Origin of the sequence: Paenibacillus polymyxa, from assembly GCF_015710975.1 — a bacterium.
GTDB classification, from domain to species: Bacteria; Bacillota; Bacilli; order Paenibacillales; family Paenibacillaceae; genus Paenibacillus; species Paenibacillus polymyxa.
In genome coordinates, this window is record NZ_CP049783.1 from 3,854,170 (window position 1) to 3,877,519 (window position 23,350).

Here is a 23,350-nt window from a genome sequence, read left to right on the forward strand (position 1 = left end):
GGAGACTCCCATGGATATTCAATTATTACTGCTGACGATCGTCGTATCGTTTATACTGGCGGTCATTGCCGCTCCACTGCTCATTCCGCTGCTGCGGCGAATGAAATTCGGCCAGCAGGTCCGGGATGACGGGCCACAAAGCCATCTTAAAAAGATAGGTACGCCTACAATGGGGGGTATCGTAATCTTGCTGGCTTTTACGCTGACCTTTCTTAAGTTTTCAGCTATCAAAAATACGGACTTTTACGTTCTACTGGTTGCTACGCTCGGTTTTGGGCTGATCGGCTTTTTGGACGACTATATTAAAATCGTATTCAAACGCTCGCTCGGTCTGACGGCGCGTCAAAAGCTGTTCGGGCAGTTATTGTTTGGCGCGATTATGTGCTGGCTTCTGATTAGCAATGATCACAGCACGGCGATCGGTATCCCAGGCACCTCATGGTCATTTGATTGGGGCGGCTGGTTCTATTATCCGTTCATTATTATCATGATGTTGGCGATCAGCAACGCTGTCAATTTTACAGATGGGCTGGACGGGCTGCTGTCCGGTACAAGTGCGATTGCATTTGCTGCTTATGCCATTGTGGCGATTCAAGCAACCTCGCTTCCGGCTGCCGTTTGCGCAGCGGCCATGATTGGTGCTGTACTTGGTTTTCTCGTATATAATGCTCATCCTGCCAAGGTATTTATGGGAGACACAGGCTCGCTGGGAATCGGCGGAGCCATTGGTGCCATTGCCATTGTTACGAAAAGCGAAATTTTGTTTCTCATCATCGGTGGTGTCTTCGTGATTGAAATGCTGTCCGTGGTCTTGCAGGTAGCTTCCTTTAAAACCCGTGGCAAGCGTATTTTCAAAATGAGCCCGATTCATCATCATTTCGAGCTGTCCGGCTGGTCCGAATGGCGCGTAGTTATCACATTCTGGGCTGTAGGACTGCTGTTGGCAGGACTCGGACTTTATCTCAACAAGGGGTTGTAGACAAATGAATCATCCAGACGCATACCGAGATCAGGAAGTCGTCATTATCGGTCTGGCCAAAAGCGGCGTACAAGTGGCCAAGGTGCTACATCAGGCCGGGGCAAAGCTCACAGTCAATGATAAAAAAGATAGGGAACAATGTCCCGAAGCTTCTGAATTAGAGGCTTTGGGAATTTCCGTTTTATGCGGGGGTCACCCGGAAGGACTGATTCATCCTGGAGTGAAACTGGTTGTCAAAAATCCAGGAATTCCTTACGCGGCCCCTCCCGTACAGAAAGCTGTCGAGCTCGGCATTGAGGTCGTGACCGAGGTTGAGGTCGCCTACCATCTATGTAAAGCTCCGATTATCGGAATTACTGGCTCCAACGGAAAGACGACCACGACCACTTGGGTGGGCAAGTTGTTGGAGGCATCCGGCATGAATCCGATCGTGGCTGGTAATATCGGTACGCCGTTATGCGAGGCGGCTGTGGACGCCAAGTCGGACGAGTGGATGGTTGTGGAGCTGAGCAGCTTTCAGTTAAAAGGAACAAAGGATTTCAAGCCCGCTGTAGCCTGCTTGCTCAATGTAGCTGAGACCCATTTGGACTACCACGGAGGCATGGAGGACTATGTTGCATCCAAGGCACGTCTATTTGCCAATCAAACAGCGTCGGATACCGCGGTGGTGAACTGGGATGATCCCGTCTGCCGGGAGCTTGTGCCCTATATTCAAGCGAAGCTGCTTCCTTTCTCAATGACGGAACGTTTGCAGGAAGGGGTGTTCGCTGACCCGCCATACATACCGGATGTGACGGATGATATTGAAAGAAACATCGTATACCGTGATGGAAATGGGGTACTGCAACCCATTATAGGCGTGACCGATATTGGGCTTCCGGGTCGTTTTAACGTAGAAAATGCTCTAGCTGCTTGCGCAATCGCCATAGCCGCAGGCGCAGAACCAGCAAAATTGATGGAACCATTAAGCTCTTTTCGCGGTGTAGAACATCGGCTTGAATATGTTTTAGAACACGGTGGAGTAGCTTATTACAACAATTCCAAAGCAACCAACTCCAAAGCGACCATGATGGCCTTATCTTCCTTTAAGCAACCCATCGTACTCATTGCCGGAGGATTGGATCGTGGCTCTGATTATGCGGAGCTTGTACCGTCCTTGCAGGATGGTGTGAAAGCCGTTGTGCTCTTGGGTGAGACACGGCATAAGCTGGCAGATCGGGCTCGTCAGGCTGGAATAGAGCATGTCAAGGTCGTCGATAATGGGGAGGGTGCCGCCGCTACGCTCGTGGAGGCTGTAAACAAGGCAGCTGAATTTGCTGAGACGGGAGATGTGGTATTACTCTCACCCGCCTGTGCAAGTTGGGATATGTTCCAATCCTATGAAGAGCGTGGACGTATTTTTAAAGAGGCGGCGCATAAATTGTAAGTAGGGGGGTTGGATAAGCCCCTACTTTTATGCAAGGGGTGGCCTCCTGATGAAGCAATCTCGTCCGGCGCCAGATATATGGCTTTTCGTCTGTATTGTAAGCTTGTTAGCCATCGGCATGGTTATGGTATACAGCGCGGGCGCCGTCCTCGCTTTTCACGAGTACGGGGACTCCTACTATTTTGTTAAACGACAATTGTTGTTTGCGGGGCTCGGCCTTGTAGCCATGTACTTTACGGCCAGAACGGACTATCGGATTTGGCAGAAATATGCCAAGGTCGTATTGTTGATCTGTTTGGCTCTATTGGTTGCTGTTTTAATTCCTGGCATTGGTGTAGTAAGAGGTGGAGCACGAAGCTGGCTCGGTATTAGCTCTTTTGGCATTCAGCCTTCCGAGTTTATGAAGCTGGGCATGATTCTTTTTCTCTCTCAATGGCTCAGTCGTCCTGACTATGATATTAGCTCTTTTACGCGCGGGCTGTTGCCTCCGCTTGGGCTCATGGGACTGGCCTTTGGGCTCATCATGCTCCAGCCCGATTTGGGTACAGGCACCGTAATGATGGGAGCATCCATGCTGATCGTATTTACGGCAGGCGCGCGTTTGAAGCATCTGGGTCTACTAGCCTTGTCGGGGGCAGCGGGTTTTGCTGCATTGATTGCGGCTGCCCCTTATCGACTCCAGCGTATTACCGCGTTTCTGGACCCATGGTCTGATCCGCTTGGCGCGGGTTATCAAATTATTCAATCGCTATATGCTATTGGTCCTGGCGGATTGGCGGGGCTGGGGCTCGGCATGAGTCGGCAAAAATACAGCTACGTTCCTGAGCCACAGACGGACTTTATCTTCTCTATACTGGCGGAGGAGCTTGGTTTTATCGGTGGAATGACGGTACTGGGGCTTTTTTTGGTCCTTGTTTGGAGAGGGATGCGTGTCGCTATTACCATCCCGGATACCTATGGCAGTTTGCTTGCAGTCGGTATTGTCGGAATGGTGGCGGTACAGGTCGTTATTAATATTGGTGTTGTTATCGGTTTAATGCCAGTGACAGGAATAACACTGCCCTTAATCAGCTATGGAGGTTCTTCACTGACCTTAATGTTAACTGCTCTGGGTATTTTATTAAATTTATCACGTTATGCGAGGTGAACGTTTATGCGCGTCGTGTTGAGCGGCGGCGGTACTGGAGGACATATATATCCAGCACTGGCCGTAGCCAGACAGTGCGAAGAAATAGATCCGGACGCTGAATTTTTATACATTGGCGGTCAACGAGGACTTGAAAGTAAATTGGTTCCTCAGGAAAAAATTCCATTTGAGGCTATTGATATCACAGGATTTCGTCGCAGCTTGTCTGTGGAAAATATAAAAACGATCATGCGCTTTTTCAAAGGAGTTCGCAGGTCCAAAGCATTATTAAAGAAATTTAAGCCAGATATCGTGATTGGCACCGGGGGATATGTATGCGGCCCTGTCGTTTATGCAGCTTCCAAGTTGGGAATCCCCAGCATTATTCATGAACAAAATGCAATTCCTGGATTGACCAATGCATTTTTGAGTCGCTATGTGGATACAGTGGCTGTTAGCTTTGAAGGCTCGGAAGGAGCTTTTCCCAAAGCTAAAAATGTACTATACACTGGGAACCCGCGTGCTACAACAGTTCGTCTGGCTAACCGGGATCGGGGATTTGCAACTATAGGGGTTCCTATGAACAGCTCTGTGGTCCTGGTGGTTGGCGGCAGCAGAGGGGCAAAGGCCATTAACGATGCCATGATTGCAATGGTTCCGCAACTTTCGCAACTGAAAGACGTCCATTTTGTATATGTAACCGGCGAATCTTATTATGAGCAAACGCTGGACAGCATACGAAATCAGATCGGCTCATTGCCCAATCATCTACATGTGCTTCCCTATATTCACAATATGCCTGAGGTGCTGGCTTGTACCTCTTTAATTGTTAATCGTGCAGGTGCGTCCTTCTTGGCAGAGATTACATCGCTCGGCATTCCGTCCATTCTGATTCCATCACCGAATGTGACGAATAACCATCAGGAGGCTAATGCTCGTACACTTGAAAAGGCAGGGGCTTCTGTCATGATCACAGAAAAGGAATTAAGTGGCCCGGCTCTGTTTCAATCTATAGCAGAAATTATGAAGGATGAGGCAAGGCGGAGCCAAATGGCGGAGCTGGCATCTGCGCTTGGCAAGCCTGACTCAGCAGATATTTTAGTAAAAGAAATGGAGCGTCTTGCCCATAATAGGTAGTCCGCAGCGCAGATTTGGGCGGTTGTCACACACTGGACGGTATTTACATAGGATACCCTATAGATTGTGACCATCACCCAGGCTGCCGGTTGTTAGGTGAGAGCCTTATAACGATGCGGGGCAAGCAACAAGGAGGTTTCAGTACAATGCAGCAATGGATGCCATTATTAGCGGAGCATGATATCGGAAAAGTGCTGGAGCATGAGCCGCTGTCCAAATATACGACCTGGAAGATCGGAGGCCCTGCCGATGCTCTTGTGATCCCGGATACCAAAGAGCAGTTGGCAAGGATTTTGAAGCTTGCTAGCGAGCACGGAATTCCCTGGATGCAGTTGGGGCGGGGCTCCAACATGCTCGTCTCTGACAAAGGGATTCGGGGACTGGTGATCAAGCTTGGACCAGGATTTGATTATGTTCGTTTTGAGGATGAACAGATCGTTGCTGGTGGAGGCGTTTCACTGGTTAAACTATGTGTTATGGCTAGCAAGCAGGGTCTGTCAGGCCTTGAGTTTGCTGGTGGTATTCCAGGATCGGTCGGTGGGGCTGTCTACATGAACGCCGGTGCCCACGGGTCTGATGTGTCACGAATATTCCAGTCCGCTGAGATTGTGCTGGATACAGGGGAATTGGCTGTGTACAATGCCGAGGATATGCACTTTAGCTATCGTCACTCCGTGCTGCATGAGCAACGTGGAATGGTGACAGAGGCAGTGTTCCAGATGAAGCGGGGGACCGAGAGGAAATCTCAACAGCGCTTGCGGCTTTTAAAGACCGCCGTAGGCTGACCCAGCCGCTACAGTTAGCTTGTGCAGGAAGCGTGTTCCGTAATCCACCAGGAGACTATGCTGCCCGGCTTATTGAAAGCGCAGGTCTCAAAGGTTTGAAGGCGGGAGGCGCTGAGGTATCAGTACAGCATGCTAATTTCATTGTAAATACCGGTCAAGCGACAGCAGAGGACGTGCTTACCCTAATGAAGCATATTCAAAGTACAATATCATCTCAAACCGGCATCAAGCTAATTCCGGAGGTTTTCGTAGTGGGTGAGCGGTAAACTCGGAGGTGATACATTGGACAAATTGGTGATTGAGGGAGGCCGTCCCCTGTCAGGCACCATACGTATCCATGGGGCAAAAAATGCGGCACTACCTATTCTTGCAGCAAGTTTGCTTGCACAAGGTAAGGTGGAAATTCGGAATGTCCCCCATCTTTTAGACATTAAGGTCATGCTGCACATCCTAGAAAGACTTGGTTGCACATGCCGACATGAAGAGGAAACGGTATATGTGGATACATCGTCCGTCCGAACGTTCCAAATTCCTGAGGATTTGATGAAGCAAATGCGGTCATCTATCTTTCTAATGGGACCGTTGCTCGCTAGATACGGAGAAGTTTCCATTTATCAGCCCGGAGGCTGCGCCATAGGCGAGCGCAAAATTGATCTTCACCTGGAGGGCTTAAAAGCTCTTGGCGCAGAGATCGAGGAGAAAGACGAGCAAATTACGTTTCGAGCCCGCAAGCTGATCGGCTCGGACATCCACATGGATTTTCCGAGCGTAGGCGCAACAGAAAATATTATGATGGCTGCCGCGCTGGCCGAAGGACGAACAACGATTACCAATGCAGCGAGGGAACCAGAGATTCAGGATCTTCAAAACTTTCTGAATGCCATGGGAGCCCATATTATCGGTGCTGGAACAGACACAATTACAATCACGGGGGTCAGTCAACTCAATCCTTGTACGTATGAGGTCATTCCTGACCGCATAGTAGCTGGAACGGTTATGATCGCAGCGGCAGCTACACGAGGTAGTGTGTCATTGACACACTGCAATCCTTCCCACTTGTCTGCTCTGATTCACGTCCTCAGGCGGGCTGGTGTTCAAATTGGCATCTTGAATGATATAATGACCGTAAGTTGTATGAGTCGTCCCAAAGCAGTGGAGAGGATCGTTACCTCACCTTATCCGTCATTTCCGACGGATTTGCAATCTCAGGTCATGGTTCTATTATCTTTGGCGGACGGCTTCAGTGTCATGAAAGAGACTGTCTTCGAAAGCCGATTTAAACATGTAGATGAACTGAATGTAATGGGTGCTGATATTACGGTCGATGCGAATGCTGCTTTTATAAGAGGGGTTTCTCGTCTGTACGGGGCTACAGTAGAGGCTACCGATCTGCGGGCAGGGGCTGCACTGGTTATAGCCGGTCTAGCCGCTCAGGGACGTACCATTGTCGAGCAGGTTCATCACATTGACAGAGGATATGACCGGATCGAACGTCTTTTCCAGGGATTGGGTGCCCGAATGAGCCGTCAGTCTCCGGTGCCCGAGCAGCTGGATTTCGTAAATTAATGCCTATAATGTCCCTCCGTTAACGGGGGGACAAAGGGCTTTTGTGGAGAGAAGCTATGCCAAATGCTCAAATACCTGTTCTTAAAAAGAACAGAACGAAAAAAAGAACAAGCCGGAAGATTGCTATTCTTCTCATTTTGTTGTTTATTGTACTGCTCGCTGTTCTCTTTTTCCGTTCTTCGTTGAGTCAGGTTTCTGAAATTCGTTTTGATGGTAATGTATTTTCGACCCGGGAGCAACTTCTCAATCGAAGTGGTCTCGCTGTCGGAGATCAATATTTCGGAGTCAGTTCATCCGACGTCTCTGAGAAGCTGCGGGAAATTCAGTCGATTCAGCAAGTCACAGTGGACAAGCAGTTTCCGGGCATCATTACGATTCACATTAAGGAGTTTGCTACAGTAGCTTACGAGTTGCAAAGTGACGGTAGCCTGCGTGCTATTCTAGCAAATGGGACAAGCGTGGGCGTAGGAAGCAGTGGGATAGCGGTTGAAAAGCCTATTTTGACTAAATGGAAATCAGATGATCCCTACAAAGCGAAGCTGTGTGATGCTTTATCACGCATTCCGGGAGAATGGACAGCTGATATTTCGGAAATCATTCCGGCGCCGATTCCTTCTTTTCCAGACCGTATAAAAATGTACACGCGTTCCCAGTTTGAGGTTATTACAACTGTTTCACTGTTGAACTCTAAAATCAGCTATCTGAACCAAGTGCTAGAAACAGAAGAGCCTGGTGTGATCACAATGCTGGAGGCGGATTCCTACGTTCCATTTAAACCCGATACGAGCGAAGAGGGCCAAGAAAAAGATACTACTCAGTGATGTGAAAAAATGCTAGAATTGATTTTATGGGTAATAGACTTGCCTCCTTCTTTTTTCTTCAAATTTTTATGTGACTGCAACCATAAATTGGCTTCTAAAAAATTTGTAGAAAAAAGAGGGAAAGCATGGAGTATGTTGAATATGTACAGAGTGTGTTTAAAGAACGAAATTCATTTTGGAGTCAGGAGGTGCCACAGACTTGAGCAACAATGACATCATTGTTAGTTTGGACATCGGTACATCCAAAGTTCGGGCTATTATTGGGGAAATGAATAATGGAACCTTTAATATTATTGGAGTTGGATCTGCCGACTCGGAAGGGATTCGCAAAGGTGCAATTGTAGACATTGATCAAACCGTGCAATCAATCCGTAACGCCGTGGATCACGCAGAACGCATGGTTGGTATTCAAATAACAGAAGTGTATGTGGGGATCTCAGGCAACCATATTGGTCTGCAAAATAGTCATGGCGTAGTAGCCGTGTCCAACGAGGACCGTGAAATCGGTGAGGAGGACATTGAACGTGTACTGAAGGCAGCAGAAGTAATTGCCGTACCACCGGAGAGAGAAATCATTGACGTGGTAGCCAAGCAGTATGTCGTGGATGGCCTTGAAGGAATTCAGGACCCTCGTGGTATGATCGGTGTTCGTCTCGAAGTAGAGGCTACGATTGTTACTGGAGGCAAAACCCCAATACATAATCTGTTGCGCTGCGTTGAGAAAGCTGGCCTGAGGATTAAAGATCTCGTCTTGTTGCCTCTCGGAGCTGGACAGTTGTCTCTTTCGAAGGATGAAAAGGTGATGGGTTCCGTGCTGGTGGATATTGGTGCAGGTTCTACGAATGTGGCCATTTTCCAGGAAGGAACGATTGTTGCCACATCAACACTCCCAATCGGCGGAGAATTTGTAACCAATGATATTGCCTACGGACTGAGAACCCTTACCGATCAAGCCGAAAAAGTTAAACTCAAATACGGCTGCGCTTGGTATGATGATGCAGCAGCCGATGTCGTCTTTAAAGTGACCCGTATCGGCAGTAATGTAGATAAGGAGTTCAACCAACAGGATTTGGCTGCTATTATTGAGCCGAGAGTACAGGAAATTTTTCAACTCATTCAGGCGGAAGTTAAGCGCTTGGGTTACACAGAGCTTCCGGGGGGTTATATACTTACCGGAGGCACCGTCTCCATGCCTGGTGTACTTCAGGTGGCACAAAGCGAACTGGCCGCTTCCGTAAGGATCGCTGTACCTGATTTTATCGGTGTAAGGGATCCGGGATACACGAGCGGAGTTGGTATCTTGCATAATGCTATTCGTTACTATCGCGGGAGATCGACTAGTGTTAGCAACAGTGGCGGTAGTACCAAGAAGCCGACTAACCGAACCAAGAGCAGCAGTCCCGTTGCGGAAGGCGAGCAGAAGCAGGGGTTGATTGAACGCTTAAAAAATATGTTCAGTGAATTTATATAACGTTCATTGCTAATTATGCCAATCATGGACGGGCCATCCATGCACATTGAGGGGGAGATGGAATAGTATGTTGGAATTTGATTTTGAAATGGAGAGCTTGGCTCAAATTAAAGTGATCGGCGTCGGAGGCGGCGGCAGCAATGCAGTTAACCGAATGATCGAAAATGGAGTTCAGGGTGTAGAGTTTATTACTGTCAATACAGATGCCCAGGCGCTTCACTTGGCGAAGTCTGAGCATAAGCTTCAAATTGGCGATAAACTGACTCGTGGTTTGGGTGCCGGGGCTAACCCTGACGTGGGTAAAAAAGCGGCTGAAGAGTCGCGTGAGCTCATTATGAATACGCTCAAAGGCGCGGATATGGTATTCGTAACTGCGGGAATGGGTGGCGGTACAGGAACCGGAGCGGCCCCTGTCATTGCTGAAATTGCTAAGGAGTGCGGTGCGCTGACTGTAGGCGTGGTAACCCGACCATTCACATTTGAAGGGCGTAAACGCTCCAATCAAGCTGAACTTGGCATTGAGGGATTGAAAGAAAAAGTAGATACCTTGATTGTAATCCCGAATGATCGCTTGCTTGAGATTGTGGATAAGAAAACCCCAATGCTGGAAGCATTCCGTGAAGCAGATAATGTTCTACGTCAGGCCGTACAAGGTATTTCGGATTTGATCGCTGTACCGGGTCTGATCAATCTTGACTTCGCTGACGTAAAAACGATCATGACGGAGCGTGGTTCCGCGTTGATGGGGATTGGCGAAGCGACGGGTGAAAATCGTGCGGCTGAAGCAGCGCGCAAGGCTATCATGAGTCCGTTGCTAGAGACATCCATAGAAGGTGCGCGTGGTGTCATTATGAACATCACTGGCGGCACCAATTTGTCTCTATACGAAGTCAATGAGGCGGCTGAAATTGTAACATCAGCTTCCGATCCGGAAGTGAACATGATTTTCGGTGCTATCATTGATGAAGACTTGAAAGAAGAGATTAAGGTTACCGTGATCGCCACTGGTTTTGAAGGTAAGCCGAGCCAACCAGCACCTGGACGTAGACCAGCAGCTAACCCAGCGGCTTCCGAAGCAACGGAAAAGTCCTCTCCTAACTTGCGTCCATTCGGTAACTCTCAAAGCAGTGACCAATTGGATATTCCGACATTCTTACGTAACCGTTCACGCAATAATAATAACGATAACTAGTTTATATCTAGACAGCCCGCATCCTCCTTGGAGATGCGGGCTTCTTTCTGTTTTCTCCGCATCCCGTACGGCTAGTGCTTCTCCTCTTTCCGACAAAATTAGTCGGACACCGTCCCCACCGTTAGACAGACTTTGAACCATATGACTACTATACTTAAGCCTATCCTGCAAAATGCTGGGCGGGTGAATCCTTGGTTGTTTATATCGATTTAATTTTCTTGGCCAATTTGTTCATTGATGCTGTGTTGCTAATGGCCACCGCCTGGATGAGAAAGATTCGTCCAGTGTGGTGGCGATTGATGACTTCAGCTGGAATTGGCGCAATGTACGTAGTCATGATGTTTGTGCCGGAACTGTCATTTTTATTTACGTTTCTAATCAAGCTGGCCTTATCGGTCATCATGCTGCTGGTGGCATTTGGTTTTGGAAGCATGCAAAAGTATCTTCGTACAATGGGTGCCTTTTACATGATCAATTTTGTAGCAGCAGGTGGCATTTTGGGGATGCATTATTTTCTCCAAAATACGGGGGAATTGTTTAATGGCATCTGGTATACCGCATCAGGTGGAATGTCTTTTGAATTGAAAATCGCATTCTGGTTTATTTTATGCGCATTTGGCGGAGTGATGCTTTTCTTTCGTATTGTGCAGTCCTCGAAGCAGCGCACAGAAAGGATGAGTGGCTTTTTGGGGCAAGTACAGGTGTGGATCGGGCAGGATCATATTGAGTGTACAGGCTTGTTGGATACAGGTAACCAACTGCATGATCCTTTGACCCGAACCCCAGTAATGGTGATGGAGGCGGTTTTGTGGGAATCGTATTTACCCGCTTCCTGGCTCCAAAAATGTTCTGAGGGTAATGCTGATCAACTAGTGATGGATCTGGGGGAGGAACCGTTCAACTGGCAGGATCGTGTTCGTCTCGTTCCCTATCGTGGAATTAACAAAAGTCATTCCTTTATGCTCGCACTCAAACCAGATCGAGTAGAGGTGGTGATGAATGGGATTCATTTTGTACATCATCGAGTGCTGATTGGCTTGGACGGGGGAAAGTTGTCGGCAGAGGGCAAATACCGTGCCATCATCCATCCAGATGTGACGGCACACGAAGAGGGGGGTGCTGATTCAAGCTTGAAACGAGAAGCATATGCTAGTGATCATTTTACAGAATCAGGATAATGGAGAAGAGTACAGGACAAGGTTTAAAGACGAGGAGAAACATTCGATGCTGAAATGGACGGAGCCAGTAAGACTTGTACTATTTCCAAAAGGGGGAGAATGATATGAGGGAACAAATGAATTTAAAGATGAAATTTAGGCTAGCATGGCAACTGCAATATTATCGTATTTTATTTTTATTCGGGCTGAAAAGTGAAGAAATTTATTATATTGGCGGTAGCGAGGCGCTCCCCCCTCCATTAACAAGAGACGAGGAAGAGTATTTGCTTGGAAAGCTTTCTTCTGGAGATGCGGCAGTGAGGTCGATGCTAATTGAGAGAAACTTGCGGTTAGTCGTGTATATCGCCCGTAAATTTGAAAATACGGGAATCAACATTGAGGATCTCGTATCCATCGGTGCTATTGGGCTGATCAAAGCGGTGAACACTTTTGATCCAGAGAAGAAAATCAAACTTGCCACTTATGCATCTCGATGCATTGAAAATGAGATTTTAATGTATTTGCGTCGTAATAGCAAAACGAGAACGGAGGTTTCTTTTGATGAGCCTCTGAATATCGATTGGGATGGTAATGAGTTGTTGCTTTCCGATGTGATGGGCACGGAAAATGATACCATTTACCGTAATATTGAGGAGCAAGTAGATCGTAAATTATTGCATAAGGCACTGGATAAGTTGACGGATCGAGAGCGTTTGATTATGGAACTGCGCTTCGGCTTACAAGACGGAGAAGAGAAGACACAGAAGGATGTTGCTGACCTGCTGGGTATATCGCAATCGTATATTTCGCGTCTGGAAAAACGAATTATAAAGCGCTTACGAAAAGAATTCAATAAAATGGTATAATGCTTGGGGATATCCGGAAGCGATGGAAACGGCGAATAAAAAAATGCCCTCAGGAGATAATGTACATTAATGTTGCTCCTTGGGAGGTAAGACACGATGACCCGAAACAAAGTGGAAATTTGCGGTGTGGATACCGCCAAACTGCCGGTATTAACCAATGCAGAGATGCGCGAGCTGTTCACATCACTTCAGCAAAATAATGAACGATCAGCCAGAGAAAAATTGGTCAACGGCAATCTCCGGCTCGTCCTGAGTGTGATTCAGCGTTTTAACAATCGGGGGGAGTTTGTGGACGATTTGTTCCAGGTAGGATGCATCGGCCTGATGAAGGCGATTGATAATTTTGACCTTTCGCAAAACGTAAAGTTCTCCACTTATGCGGTGCCGATGATCATCGGAGAGATCCGCCGTTATTTGCGGGATAACAATCCGATCCGTGTGTCCCGTTCGTTGCGGGATATTGCATATAAGGCGCTTCAGGTGCGGGACAGTCTGACAAATCTGAACTCGCGGGAACCAACGATTTTTGAAATATCAGAGGTGCTGAACGTGCCTAAAGAAGATGTTGTGTTCGCATTGGATGCGATTCAGGATCCAGTTTCGCTGTTCGAGCCGATATATCACGACGGGGGCGACCCAATCTATGTGATGGATCAGATCAGTGATGACAGAAATAAAGACGTCTCATGGATTGAGGAAATCGCTCTCCGGGAAGCGATGCATCGCCTGGGCCAGCGTGAAAAGATGATATTGTCTATGCGTTTTTATGAAGGAAAGACGCAAATGGAGGTTGCCGACGAAATCGGTATCTCTCAAGCCCAGGTTTCGAGATTAGAGAAGTCGGCTATACAGCAAATGCAAAAACATGTAAAGTCCTAATGAAATGAATGCTTGAATGATTCAGTGATAAAAACGATCCCGTGCGGATCGTTTTTGCGTTTGCAGGACATTTTTTGGGCTCTCCCACTCATATAGTGAAATAAAGGATGTGATGCGTGTGAATGCACCGGAAACGTCAGTAAGAGCCATGAAAATTTCCGAGTTTCAAACCAAGGATGTCATTAACATTGTAGATGGACGACGTCTAGGACAAATCAGTGATCTGGAGATTGACGTACGACAAGGGAAAATTGAAGCTATCGTGGTTCCGGGCAGCAGCCGATTCATGGGTTGGTTTGGAGGGGGAAGCGAATTGGTTATTCCGTGGCGCAACATTGTGAAAATTGGTTCGGATGTTGTGCTTGTTCGACTGGAGGGATTGCATGAGCCACCGGATGAGAGAGAGCAAAAGTCTTATATCGAACGTCAGGAACGGAATGACCGACGGGGCTTTTGAACAGCAAGTACACGTAATTTAGTATGTTGTGAAGACACAGCGGCGGCTTTTTGGTACACTGGGCAGTAGAGGTGAGAACGAAATGGAACCGTTTATAGTGAATACCGAGGCTAGAGGGACTACGCCCATGCAAGATGGCGGACGTCCCGTGCCAGAGTTGTTATATATCCAATCTTGGGAGCGGCAGGTTCAGGGATTAACAGTGGGGTTTACAGGGCGTCATGGCGGTGTCAGCGAAGCGCCATACGATAGTTTGAACTGTGCGTTTCATGTAGGGGATGACCCGGAGAAAGTCATTCGCAACCGCCAATTAATTGCTGAGCAGCTTGGTTTTGCGGCTGAAGCGTGGACTTGCGGCGAACAGGTCCACGGTAATCATGTTGCTGTTGTCCACGCTGCTGATCGTGGGCGAGGCTTTATGAATCGTGCATCAGCTTTTCAGGACACAGATGGACTTGTGACGAATATACCAGGCATTTTGCTGACGTCCTTTTATGCGGACTGTGTACCCTTATATTTTTGTGATCCCGTGCATCGTGTGATTGGATTGGCGCATGCAGGCTGGAAGGGAACAGTTGCGGAGATTGCGTTGAAAATGGTACAGACCATGCAAACTGAATATGGATCTCAGCCGTCCGATATACTAGCAGCTATTGGTCCTTCTATTGGTCCTGAATCCTATGAGGTAGATGAGCATGTGATGAACCAAATTCGGGTTTTAGAGCATGATTGCCCGGGTAATGATAAATGGGAAGGTTCTGTTTATTTCCCCTTAACCGGTGGAAAAACACTACTCGACTTGAAACAATGCAATCGACACATTATGATGAAAGCAGGAATATTGCCGAGCCATATCGAATGTACTACCTTGTGCACGAGTAGCCGCAGCGATTTATTTTTTTCATATCGCAAGGAAGGCGGCGTTACAGGAAGAATGGCGAGTTGGATTGGTCTGGAAGAGAGGTGAGTCCTCCCGTGTCTTTGGAGGAACGAATTAAAGAAGTTAACGCCCGTATCGAAGCGGCATGTGCCCGTAGCGGACGTTCGCGTGATGAAGTAAATGTGATCGCTGTCACGAAATATGTTTCGGCGGCGGCAATGGCATCCGTATTGGATAACGACTTGGAGCATGTGGGCGAAAATCGCTGGCAGGATGCTGCGGATAAATGGAGCAAGTTGGGTGATCGGGGAACGTGGCATTTTATTGGTCATCTCCAAACGAATAAGGTTAAAGATGTAATTGGAAAATTTAAATTTATACATTCGCTTGATCGCTTATCGCTTGCTCAGGAATTGGACAAGAAGGCAGCCGCTTTGGGACTGCGAGTCAAAGCTTTTGTGCAAGTCAATATTTCTGGGGAAATTTCAAAATACGGCTTATCCTCCGAGGCAGTTGCCCCTTTCCTAGAGCAAATTCGCGAGTTGGAACATGTGGATGTAATCGGCCTGATGACCATGGCTCCTCATGAGGAAAACCCAGAACATACTCGACCTGTGTTTCGGGGATTACGTGAACTGCGTGATCGGTTAAATGGACAAGCTTTGACTAGAGAACCTATCGTTCACTTGTCTATGGGGATGTCCAATGATTTTGAAGTGGCGGTTGAAGAAGGAGCGACCTGGTTGCGGCTTGGTTCCGTACTGGTCGGACGAGAGGAGGATTTTCAGTGGGCGTAATGAATAAGTTCATGAACTTTCTGGGCCTTCAGGAAGAAGAGGAAGTTATAGAGCGAGAGGTTATGAATACGCCGGAAGATCAAGAAATTGAAACCCCAAGCTTTGATAAACGTAAGAACCAGAAGGGCACGAATGTTGTCAGCATCCATTCACAAAAAAATGTGAAAGTTGTTCTGTATGAGCCGCGTTCTTACGATGAAGCACAGGAAATCGCCGACCATATCCGTTCCCACCGCACCGTCGTGGTTAACCTGCAACGAATTCGCAAGGATCAGGCGCTACGCATCATTGATTTTTTGAGTGGCACCGTGTACGCACTGAGTGGTGGCATTTCGAAGGTCGGTAACAATATTTTTCTGTGCACACCGGATACGGTTGAAATTCAAGGCTCCATTACGGAGATACTGGCTGACACTGAACAAGAACTTAACAGAATGAGGTGAGCTTTTCTTGATCGAGGTAATTTACTGGCTATTTCAGATTTATTCGTACATGATCATTGCATATGTCCTGCTGTCATGGCTTCCTAATGCCAGAGAGAGTGTGATCGGTGATTTACTTGCCAGGTTTGTGGAGCCATATTTGTCTCCTTTCCGCAGGTTTATACCGCCAATCTTCGGGATGATTGATATTTCACCTATCGTAGCGCTGATTGCTCTGCGTTTTGCATCGTACGGTTTGATTTCTTTAATCGGCAATTTCGTCTAGGAGGATTTATGCGGACTGAGATTTATGAGCATTTTCACCCGGATGAACGGGATTATGTGGATCGTGCTTCCGAATGGATCAGTCATGCGGGAGCTTATCATGAGCAGAAGCTGACTGATTTTTTGGATCCACGGCAACAGTACATATTGGAGACACTTGCTTCGAAGGAAGACAAGGTCACGATTAGGGTAGATGGCGGATACATGGCTTCGGAACGAAAGCGGGCGCTGATTGCGCCCGATTATTCGTATTTGGACGATGAGGAAATGGGAATTCAGGTCCTTTCCATCACTTCTGATGATCATAAAATCAATACCCTTGAGCACGGTGATTATCTAGGTGCCATTTTGGGGCTTGGAATCAAGCGTGGCAAAATCGGCGACATTCACGTGCTGGATGATGGGTGTCATGTATTGGTGGCGTCAGAGATTGGAGATTTTATGACTATGCATTTGCAGCAGGTACATCGTGTTCATGTATGGACAGAACTGTTGCCAGTAGCAAGTCTCCGAACGAAGGAAGTTGCATTAGAGGCGATGGATCTGACGGTGGCTTCTTTGCGTCTGGACGGGATTGCTAGTGACGTCTACAAATTGAGCCGCAGTAAAATATTAACACCGATTCGAGCGGGACGATGTCGGGTAAACTGGAAGGTGGAGGAGAATCCATCGACTTCACTTAAAGTTGGGGACGTTATTTCCATGCAGGGATTTGGGCGTTTTAAAGTGCTTGAAACAGACGGGATGACAAAAAAAGGTAGATTCCGTGTCAAAATTGGTAAGTTTGTATAGCTGAAGGCAGGATTCATGAGATTTCTGTCGAAAGAATTAACCTATAGCGTTGAACTGGAACGATTTTGCTCTGTACAGTATTCACAAAACGGGGTATGATGACCGATAGATGATATTGAGCGTCGTGACGCGGAAAATGAATTTTTTGTCAATCTTATAGGAGGTGGACGGCATGCCATTAACGCCATTGGATATACATAATAAGGAATTTGCCCGCCGGCTTCGCGGTTATGACGAGGATCAGGTTAATGAATTTTTGGATCAGGTGATCAAGGACTACGAGGGCGTTATCCGTGAAAATAAAGAATTGAGCACCCAGTTGTTGAACGTACAGGAGAAGCTCGATCATTTCGCGACGATTGAGGATACACTGAGCAAGACAATTATTGTCGCGCAGGAAGCAGCTGATGAAGTTCGCAACAACGCCAAGAAAGAATCTCAACTGATCGTGAAGGAAGCGGAAAAAAATGCGGATCGTATTGTGAACGAAGCATTGTCCAAATCCCGTAAAATCGCGTTGGAGGTTGAAGAGCTGAAGAAACAGGCTTCAATTTACCGAGCACGGTTTCGTACATTGGTGGAAGCGCAGCTCGACTTGTTAAGCCAAGATGGCTGGGAAGCACTTGAAAACCGTGAACGCGAAGTGCTGGAGCGCGAGCGTGAAATGAAAGAAATTTACTAATTTTGATTTCTGACAAGCTTTTATTAGGTCTTGTTAGGGTTGACTTTTATCTTTAAACAGGCTATAACTGTAAATACTATACTGAATTCAACGATTATCCGTCTATCGGTTGATGGTTGTTATTCAAGGCAACGATGTTGCTGATTTAAGATTTCGATGAATTTAACATGTTTAATTCGTTGATGGGAACGAGTACGTCATGATTTGTCCCTCAGAGAGTTGGCCTACCGGTGCAAGCCAACGTTCAGAACATGACTGAAGATCCTCCCGGAGAAGTGAGCTGAAGCGCTTAAACTTGGGGCGTGTGTAAGCGATCACCGTTTGCCATGCGTTATAATGGCGCCCTGCTGAAGTAGAGTAGGGCTCAGAGAGTCGTGACAAGATCGTCTTTTTAGATTGGTCTATTTACGGAATCAGGGTGGTAACGCGAGCACAGTCTCGTCCCTTTTACAGGGATGGGGCTTTTTTTGTTGCTTTTTTAAGTGCGCTAGAACAATCAATGATGAGCAGAGAGGAAGTATAACGTTATGAACAGAGTGGATGTTAAAGAAAAAGCACGGTCACGTGACCTACGCATCCTGAGCAAATGGAAACAGGAGGACACATTCCGTAAATCCATTACCAATCGTGAAGGAAAGCCCAATTTTGTGTTTTATGAGGGCCCACCAACAGCTAACGGCAAACCACACATCGGTCATGTGCTGGGTCGCGTAATTAAGGATTTCGTCGGCCGCTATCAGACTATGAAGGGATATCGTGTCGTACGGAAGGCGGGTTGGGATACGCATGGCCTGCCGGTGGAACTGGGTGTGCAAAAGCAACTGGGGATCTCCCACAAACCTGAAATTGAAGAATATGGTGTTGAGAAATTTATTAAAAAATGTAAAGCGAGCGTGTTTGAATACGAGCAGCAATGGCGCGATTTAACCGAAGCGATCGGATACTGGACAGACCTTGATCACCCGTACATTACCTTGGACAATAACTATATCGAGAGCGTATGGAACATTTTGGCGACGATTCATGAGAAAGACCTGCTGTATCGTGGTCATCGTGTGAGTCCGTATTGCCCGGATTGTCAGACGACGCTAAGTTCCCATGAAGTAGCACAGGGCTACAAAGATGTAAAGGATCTGAGTGCCACGGCCAAATTCAAGCTGCATAGCAGTGGTGAATATGTACTGGCCTGGACGACAACACCTTGGACCTTGCCGAGCCACGTGGCGCTCGCTGTCAACCCTGAGCTGGAATACGCACGTGTGAAGCAAGAAGATGGTGTATACATCGTTGCTAAAAATCTGGTTGAGACCGTAATTAAAGGTGATCATGAAGTGATTGGCACACTATCGGGTTCTGAACTGGTAGGCCAAACCTATACCCCGCCATTTACTTATTTTCAGGTGGAAAAGGGTAACCAAATTCTGGGTGCGAAGTTCGTAACAGACTCCAGCGGTACAGGTATCGTTCATATGGCTCCGGCACATGGTGAGGATGACTATCGCGTATGTCGTGAAAATGGTGTTGGGTTTATCAACGTAGTGGATCTTCAAGGTAACTATGTAGCTGAAATCACTGATTTTGCAGGCCGTTTTGTGAAAGATTGCGATGTAGATATTGTGAAAATGCTATCCGAAAAAGGTTTGCTGTACAGCAAGGAAAAATACGAGCATAGCTATCCGTTCTGCTGGCGCTGCGATACTCCATTACTGTACTATGCTATGGACAGCTGGTTTATCAAAACAACTGCGATCAAGGATCAACTGATTGCCAACAACAGCGAAGTTGAATGGTACCCAGGTCATGTACGCGAAGGACGCTTTGGCAAGTTTTTGGAGGAACTGGTGGACTGGAACATCAGTCGTGATCGCTATTGGGGTACACCGCTTAATATCTGGGTTTGTGAGGAAACTGGAGAACAGTTCGCACCCCACAGTATTGCTGAGTTGAGAGAACGTGCGATTGGGGACGTGCCGGCGGATATCGAGCTACACAAACCATATGTAGATGATATCAAGGTTCGTAGCCAATGCGGTAAATACGAAATGACTCGCACACCGGAAGTCATCGACGTATGGTTCGATAGCGGTTCTATGCCGTTTGCACAGCATCATTATCCTTTTGAGAATAATGAAACGTTCGAGCAGCAATTTCCAGCAGATATGATCTGTGAAGGGATTGACCAGACTCGTGGCTGGTTCTATAGCTTGCTTGCGGTTTCGACGATGCTGACTGGCAAAGCTCCTTACAAAGCTGTCATGGCAACAGGCCATGTACTGGATGAGCAGGGTCAGAAAATGTCCAAATCGAAGGGCAATGTTATCGATCCGTGGGAAGTAATTGACGAGTACGGTACAGACGCTTTCCGCTGGGCATTGCTCTCCGATAGCGCACCATGGAATAGCAAACGTTTTTCCAAAGGCATCGTAGGCGAAGCTAAATCGAAGCTGGTAGATACGCTTGTCAATACACACGCATTTCTGACCTTGTATGCAGATATTGACGGATTTGATCCGGCACAGCATCCGTTCAAGCCATCGGCACACAAATTGGATCGCTGGATTTTGTCCCGTCTGAACAGCTTAATTTTGGTTGTGGACAAAGCATTGTCTGTCAATGACTTCCTGAACTCTGCCAAAGCGATTGAGTCGTTTGTGGATGAACTGAGTAACTGGTATATCCGTCGTTCACGTGATCGATTCTGGGGTAACGGGCTTACAGAAGATAAACTGGATGCGTACCGCACACTGACGGAGGTGCTGTTAACGACGGCGAAGCTGCTTGCACCGTTCACACCGCTGCTTGCTGAGGATATTTACCTCAACCTGAGCAATGGGGAAAGTGTTCATCTGGATGACTATCCGTCTGCCAATGAATCCTTAATTGATCTGGAACTGGAGCGAGATATGGAAACGGCACGTCGCGTCGTTGAATTAGCACGTAATGTCCGTAACGAAACGGGTTTGAAAACACGTCAACCGTTGTCTGAGTTGATTCTGTCTATGGATCAGGATTTTGACCTGGGTGGCTATGAGGAAATCATCAAAGATGAGATCAATGTGAAGCATATTCATGTTGAGACGGACGATAGCGGATTTGTAGATTTTACATTGAAGCTGAATTTGAAAGTGGCAGGCAAGAAATACGGCAAAAATGTCGGATTCCTACAAAATCTTTTCAAGGGAATGTCTGCTGAAGAAACTCGTTCTGTTGTAGAAAAAGGGGTACTGAACGTGGCTTCTCCAGAAGGAGAAGAGTTGCAAGTTACAGCTGAGGAATTGCTGGTGGAGAAAAAAGCGAAAGAAGGCTTCGCTTCTGCTTCTGGCTATGGCTTAACGGTAGCGTTGAACACAGACATTACACCGGAGCTTGAGCAAGAGGGCTGGGTACGTGAAGTGGTTCGTGCGGTACAAGACTACCGCAAAAAGCTGGATCTGCCGATTGAAAAGTATGTAGCATTGACGTTGGATGTAGACAACGATTTGCGTCAGGCGATCGAAAGCTTCGACTCTGTGTTGCGTGAGAACGTATTGGTAACCACGGTGACATTTGGTCAAGCCGAACCAGCGGAACATGTAGAAGTGAATGGCAAAACTATCGGCGTTCATATTGGGGAATAATTACAAGCCCCCTGTCCCATAATACAATAACAGGCAGCATATAAAAACGAGCCTAAGCATCGGAAACGGGTTTCCTCCGTTACGTGCTTCGGCTCGTTTGCTGCTTTCGGGGCAGCCATCGGAAAAGGGGGATTGTGCATATGACAGCACGGTCAAGGCGCAGACTGGGAAGGAGTCTCCGAGGGATGAACGGAGAAGGGGCCGCCATAGCCTCAGATAAGGGAATAGCAGGTGACCAGGCAGAGAAACTAAGTCGTGTGGAAAAGCTGGTGCAAGCTGTATCAGAGCAGATGGAACGAACACGTATTGCAGATTACGCTTTGCTGCTGAATAAGCCTTGGCGATTACTTTGGCTAAACCTAATATCAGGTGTTTCCCGTGGAATCGGCATTGCGCTAGGATTTACTTTTTTTGCCGCTACCATAATTTATGTGCTGCAAGTGCTCGGAGCGTTGAATTTGCCGATTATCGGTGATTATATCGCTGATATTGTACGGATCGTACAGCGACAATTAGAGCTTACTACCTACTAGGGCGTTTCACTTTTAAGCTTCCGATTCGTCCTCGTGCAAATCCGGCTCCAGCAGACCTTCACCCTCGCCATCTTCTATATAACGCTGATAAATAGAACTGCGGACAATGGATACATTTCTGCCATAAATGTCAGTAGCGACAAAGCTTTCATATGGCTCTACGAAGCCCATATTATCATCGCCAGCTTCAATTTCCATATCATCATAGCGGTGGATTTCACCACTTTCCGCCATGGCCGGGGTGTTAGAGGTTCCCCAATTTTCAACGATCTGCCAAGCATCTTCACCGTCAAAGCCGTTTTGTTCTTCACGCTCATCCAGGCTTGTTCTACCGAACGCGGGAGCGAGAAATTCTTCCTCCACCGGACGGTTGTTGGATACTTCTGTTTCAGGACTGTATTCTTTGCAATAAATGGTATAGGGAACAGCCAACAGGCGTTCATAGGGGATGGGTTTGCCGCTGGCGGCGCAAATGCCATAGGTTCCCTTATCCATAGCCATCAAGGCTGATTTGATACGTTCCAATTGAAACTCGTCATGCTCCAGTAAGGAAATATCTTTGGCTCGCTCATAGGTTTCGGTAGCTAGATCGCCTGGATGGTTATCGATGGGAGAAAGCTCACCGGTTTGGTCGCGTTGAGAATCGCCGAGTCCATAATGGTCGTTGTTTTGCAAACGATGCTCAATTTCCTTTTTGCGTTCCAGCAGTTCGTTACGCAAGCCCTGCAATTGTTGCTCCGTCAATGGGGACATGGAATCCTCTCCTTGTTCTAGATTTACATGCATGCAATGTGTCAGGTATGCTCCTTGTAGTGTGCACCGGGAAGACCTCTTTTACATAGGAAATTCTAATCAAATGTGATTGAGTTCATTCCATTTAAGGACTATGCTCGATAGCCTGCAGGACTCGTGGACGATCTGAGAAGGCTTATGCTACAATAAATGGGTTCGACAACGGATATAAGCGGATCGGAGTGACGAAGGACTGTGATTTATTTTGGTATTGCGCTAATTATTTTTTTGATTGATCAGGGTGTCAAATATTTGGTGGCTACGCGGATGGAATTGTACGAGCAAATACCAGTCATCGGCAATTTCTTTTTAATCACCTCTCATCGTAATCGCGGAGCCGCTTTTGGGATTTTGGAAGGGCAACGCTGGCTTTTTATCGTGATTACAATTGTAGTTGTGATCGGTATCGTATGGTACCTGAGAAAAACGGTCAGAGCTGGGCAAAAACTACTTCCTGTTGCGCTAAGTTTGGTGCTTGGGGGAGCGGTTGGTAATTTTTTGGATCGAGCTATTTCTGGAGAAGTAGTTGATTTTGCACAGTTCAATTTTGGAAGCTACACATTCCCGATTTTTAATGTGGCAGACTCGGCAATTGTCATCGGTGTTGCACTGATTATTTTGGATACATTGCTGGAATCGCGTCGGGAAAAAGGGAATGGCAATGATAGCGTTGAAGGGAAGTCATAGC

Annotated in this window: 22 protein-coding genes, 1 pseudogene and 1 other annotated feature; of the genes and pseudogenes, 22 read left to right on the forward strand and 1 reads right to left on the reverse strand. The window is 47.1% G+C overall.

Going from position 1 to position 23,350, the window contains the following annotated elements; all coding sequences use genetic code 11:
- Nucleotides 1-10 precede the first annotated feature (10 nt).
- The 21 genes and pseudogenes from mraY (at nt 11) to G7035_RS17365 (ending at nt 21,870) form a co-directional block, all read left to right on the forward strand.
- Nucleotides 11-979, forward strand: coding sequence for a phospho-N-acetylmuramoyl-pentapeptide-transferase (gene mraY / locus G7035_RS17265; RefSeq protein WP_013372092.1), 969 nt, complete (start codon nt 11-13; stop codon nt 977-979).
- Nucleotides 980-983: 4 nt separating this feature from the next.
- Nucleotides 984-2,405: a UDP-N-acetylmuramoyl-L-alanine--D-glutamate ligase gene (gene murD, locus G7035_RS17270; protein ID WP_019688026.1), complete on the forward strand. Its 1,422-nt coding sequence runs from the start codon at nt 984-986 to the stop codon at nt 2,403-2,405.
- Between the two features lie 49 nt (nt 2,406-2,454).
- Nucleotides 2,455-3,552, forward strand: coding sequence for a stage V sporulation protein E (gene spoVE, locus G7035_RS17275; RefSeq protein WP_019688025.1), 1,098 nt, complete (start codon nt 2,455-2,457; stop codon nt 3,550-3,552).
- Between the two features lie 6 nt (nt 3,553-3,558).
- Complete coding sequence (gene murG / locus G7035_RS17280) at nt 3,559-4,668, forward strand: undecaprenyldiphospho-muramoylpentapeptide beta-N-acetylglucosaminyltransferase (RefSeq protein WP_016821543.1); 1,110 nt, start codon at nt 3,559-3,561, stop codon at nt 4,666-4,668.
- Nucleotides 4,669-4,814: 146 nt separating this feature from the next.
- Nucleotides 4,815-5,719, forward strand: a pseudogene (murB, locus tag G7035_RS17285) (UDP-N-acetylmuramate dehydrogenase).
- Nucleotides 5,709-7,019, forward strand: coding sequence for a UDP-N-acetylglucosamine 1-carboxyvinyltransferase (gene murA / locus G7035_RS17290; protein ID WP_013372087.1), 1,311 nt, complete (start codon nt 5,709-5,711; stop codon nt 7,017-7,019). The pseudogene murB and the gene murA overlap by 11 nt, the downstream one beginning before the upstream one ends.
- A 56-nt stretch (nt 7,020-7,075) precedes the next feature.
- Nucleotides 7,076-7,840 (forward strand): cell division protein FtsQ/DivIB, encoded by a 765-nt coding sequence (locus G7035_RS17295; protein ID WP_016821541.1) that lies wholly within the window; start codon nt 7,076-7,078, stop codon nt 7,838-7,840.
- 199 nt (nt 7,841-8,039) lie between these two features.
- On the forward strand, nt 8,040-9,311 hold the full coding sequence (gene ftsA, locus G7035_RS17300) for a cell division protein FtsA (RefSeq protein WP_016821540.1): 1,272 nt from the start codon (nt 8,040-8,042) through the stop codon (nt 9,309-9,311).
- Between the two features lie 67 nt (nt 9,312-9,378).
- Nucleotides 9,379-10,503 carry a cell division protein FtsZ gene (gene ftsZ / locus G7035_RS17305; protein WP_019688024.1) on the forward strand — a complete coding sequence of 375 codons (1,125 nt, stop codon included), beginning with the start codon at nt 9,379-9,381 and terminating at the stop codon, nt 10,501-10,503.
- Between the two features lie 191 nt (nt 10,504-10,694).
- Entirely contained in the window at nt 10,695-11,681 is a 987-nt protein-coding gene (gene spoIIGA / locus G7035_RS17310) for a sigma-E processing peptidase SpoIIGA (RefSeq protein ID WP_017428128.1), read from the forward strand.
- A gap of 104 nt (nt 11,682-11,785) precedes the next feature.
- Nucleotides 11,786-12,526, forward strand: a complete 741-nt coding sequence (gene sigE, locus G7035_RS17315; protein WP_013372081.1) for an RNA polymerase sporulation sigma factor SigE — start codon at nt 11,786-11,788, stop codon at nt 12,524-12,526.
- A gap of 96 nt (nt 12,527-12,622) precedes the next feature.
- The gene (gene sigG, locus G7035_RS17320; protein ID WP_013372080.1) at nt 12,623-13,405 is read left to right on the forward strand and encodes an RNA polymerase sporulation sigma factor SigG; all 783 of its coding nucleotides are present in this window, start codon (nt 12,623-12,625) and stop codon (nt 13,403-13,405) included.
- A 112-nt stretch (nt 13,406-13,517) separates the two neighbouring features.
- The gene (locus tag G7035_RS17325; protein WP_172494067.1) at nt 13,518-13,862 is read left to right on the forward strand and encodes a YlmC/YmxH family sporulation protein; all 345 of its coding nucleotides are present in this window, start codon (nt 13,518-13,520) and stop codon (nt 13,860-13,862) included.
- An 82-nt stretch (nt 13,863-13,944) separates the two neighbouring features.
- On the forward strand, nt 13,945-14,829 hold the full coding sequence (gene pgeF, locus G7035_RS17330; RefSeq protein ID WP_029515133.1) for a peptidoglycan editing factor PgeF: 885 nt from the start codon (nt 13,945-13,947) through the stop codon (nt 14,827-14,829).
- 8 nt (nt 14,830-14,837) lie between these two features.
- Nucleotides 14,838-15,539, forward strand: coding sequence for a YggS family pyridoxal phosphate-dependent enzyme (locus G7035_RS17335; RefSeq protein ID WP_017428126.1), 702 nt, complete (start codon nt 14,838-14,840; stop codon nt 15,537-15,539).
- Complete coding sequence (locus tag G7035_RS17340; RefSeq protein ID WP_013372076.1) at nt 15,530-15,982, forward strand: cell division protein SepF; 453 nt, start codon at nt 15,530-15,532, stop codon at nt 15,980-15,982. Before G7035_RS17335 ends, G7035_RS17340 begins: the two co-directional genes overlap by 10 nt.
- A gap of 7 nt (nt 15,983-15,989) precedes the next feature.
- The gene (locus G7035_RS17345) at nt 15,990-16,247 is read left to right on the forward strand and encodes a YggT family protein (RefSeq protein ID WP_013372075.1); all 258 of its coding nucleotides are present in this window, start codon (nt 15,990-15,992) and stop codon (nt 16,245-16,247) included.
- 8 nt (nt 16,248-16,255) lie between these two features.
- Nucleotides 16,256-17,038, forward strand: coding sequence for a YlmH family RNA-binding protein (locus G7035_RS17350; protein WP_017428125.1), 783 nt, complete (start codon nt 16,256-16,258; stop codon nt 17,036-17,038).
- A gap of 172 nt (nt 17,039-17,210) precedes the next feature.
- A complete protein-coding gene (locus G7035_RS17355) occupies nt 17,211-17,720 on the forward strand; it encodes a DivIVA domain-containing protein (RefSeq protein WP_013311075.1) in 510 nt (169 codons plus the stop codon).
- Between the two features lie 170 nt (nt 17,721-17,890).
- Nucleotides 17,891-18,169 (forward strand) — a binding site (T-box leader).
- Nucleotides 18,170-18,247: 78 nt separating this feature from the next.
- On the forward strand, nt 18,248-21,337 hold the full coding sequence (gene ileS / locus G7035_RS17360) for an isoleucine--tRNA ligase (protein WP_016821534.1): 3,090 nt from the start codon (nt 18,248-18,250) through the stop codon (nt 21,335-21,337).
- A 185-nt stretch (nt 21,338-21,522) separates the two neighbouring features.
- Nucleotides 21,523-21,870, forward strand: coding sequence for a DUF5665 domain-containing protein (locus G7035_RS17365; protein ID WP_016821532.1), 348 nt, complete (start codon nt 21,523-21,525; stop codon nt 21,868-21,870).
- A 12-nt stretch (nt 21,871-21,882) separates the two neighbouring features.
- On the opposite strand, the gene G7035_RS17370 is transcribed toward G7035_RS17365, so the two are convergent.
- Nucleotides 21,883-22,623 carry a TraR/DksA C4-type zinc finger protein gene (locus tag G7035_RS17370; RefSeq protein WP_016821531.1) on the reverse strand — a complete coding sequence of 247 codons (741 nt, stop codon included), beginning with the start codon at nt 22,621-22,623 and terminating at the stop codon, nt 21,883-21,885.
- A 234-nt stretch (nt 22,624-22,857) separates the two neighbouring features.
- Here G7035_RS17370 and lspA point away from each other — a divergent pair, with 234 nt between their 5' ends.
- Nucleotides 22,858-23,349 carry a signal peptidase II gene (lspA, locus tag G7035_RS17375; protein ID WP_013372070.1) on the forward strand — a complete coding sequence of 164 codons (492 nt, stop codon included), beginning with the start codon at nt 22,858-22,860 and terminating at the stop codon, nt 23,347-23,349.
- Nucleotide 23,350: the final 1 nt, after the last annotated feature.

Bases quoted from the DNA above. Each gene is read 5' to 3' on its own strand.
- murD (WP_019688026.1), top strand. From the start codon at position 984: ATGAATCATCCAGACGCATACCGAGATCAGGAAGTCGTCATTATCGGT.
- spoVE (WP_019688025.1), top strand. From the start codon at position 2,455: ATGAAGCAATCTCGTCCGGCGCCAGATATATGGCTTTTCGTCTGTATT.
- sigE (WP_013372081.1), top strand. From the start codon at position 11,786: ATGAGGGAACAAATGAATTTAAAGATGAAATTTAGGCTAGCATGGCAA.
- pgeF (WP_029515133.1), top strand. From the start codon at position 13,945: ATGGAACCGTTTATAGTGAATACCGAGGCTAGAGGGACTACGCCCATG.
- G7035_RS17295 (WP_016821541.1), top strand. From the start codon at position 7,076: ATGCCAAATGCTCAAATACCTGTTCTTAAAAAGAACAGAACGAAAAAA.
- G7035_RS17350 (WP_017428125.1), top strand. From the start codon at position 16,256: ATGCGGACTGAGATTTATGAGCATTTTCACCCGGATGAACGGGATTAT.
- sigG (WP_013372080.1), top strand. From the start codon at position 12,623: ATGACCCGAAACAAAGTGGAAATTTGCGGTGTGGATACCGCCAAACTG.
- G7035_RS17365 (WP_016821532.1), top strand. From the start codon at position 21,523: ATGAACGGAGAAGGGGCCGCCATAGCCTCAGATAAGGGAATAGCAGGT.
- murG (WP_016821543.1), top strand. From the start codon at position 3,559: ATGCGCGTCGTGTTGAGCGGCGGCGGTACTGGAGGACATATATATCCA.
- G7035_RS17325 (WP_172494067.1), top strand. From the start codon at position 13,518: ATGCGTGTGAATGCACCGGAAACGTCAGTAAGAGCCATGAAAATTTCC.
- mraY (WP_013372092.1), top strand. From the start codon at position 11: ATGGATATTCAATTATTACTGCTGACGATCGTCGTATCGTTTATACTG.
- ftsZ (WP_019688024.1), top strand. From the start codon at position 9,379: ATGTTGGAATTTGATTTTGAAATGGAGAGCTTGGCTCAAATTAAAGTG.
- ileS (WP_016821534.1), top strand. From the start codon at position 18,248: ATGAACAGAGTGGATGTTAAAGAAAAAGCACGGTCACGTGACCTACGC.
- G7035_RS17355 (WP_013311075.1), top strand. From the start codon at position 17,211: ATGCCATTAACGCCATTGGATATACATAATAAGGAATTTGCCCGCCGG.
- G7035_RS17370 (WP_016821531.1), bottom strand. From the start codon at position 22,623: ATGTCCCCATTGACGGAGCAACAATTGCAGGGCTTGCGTAACGAACTG.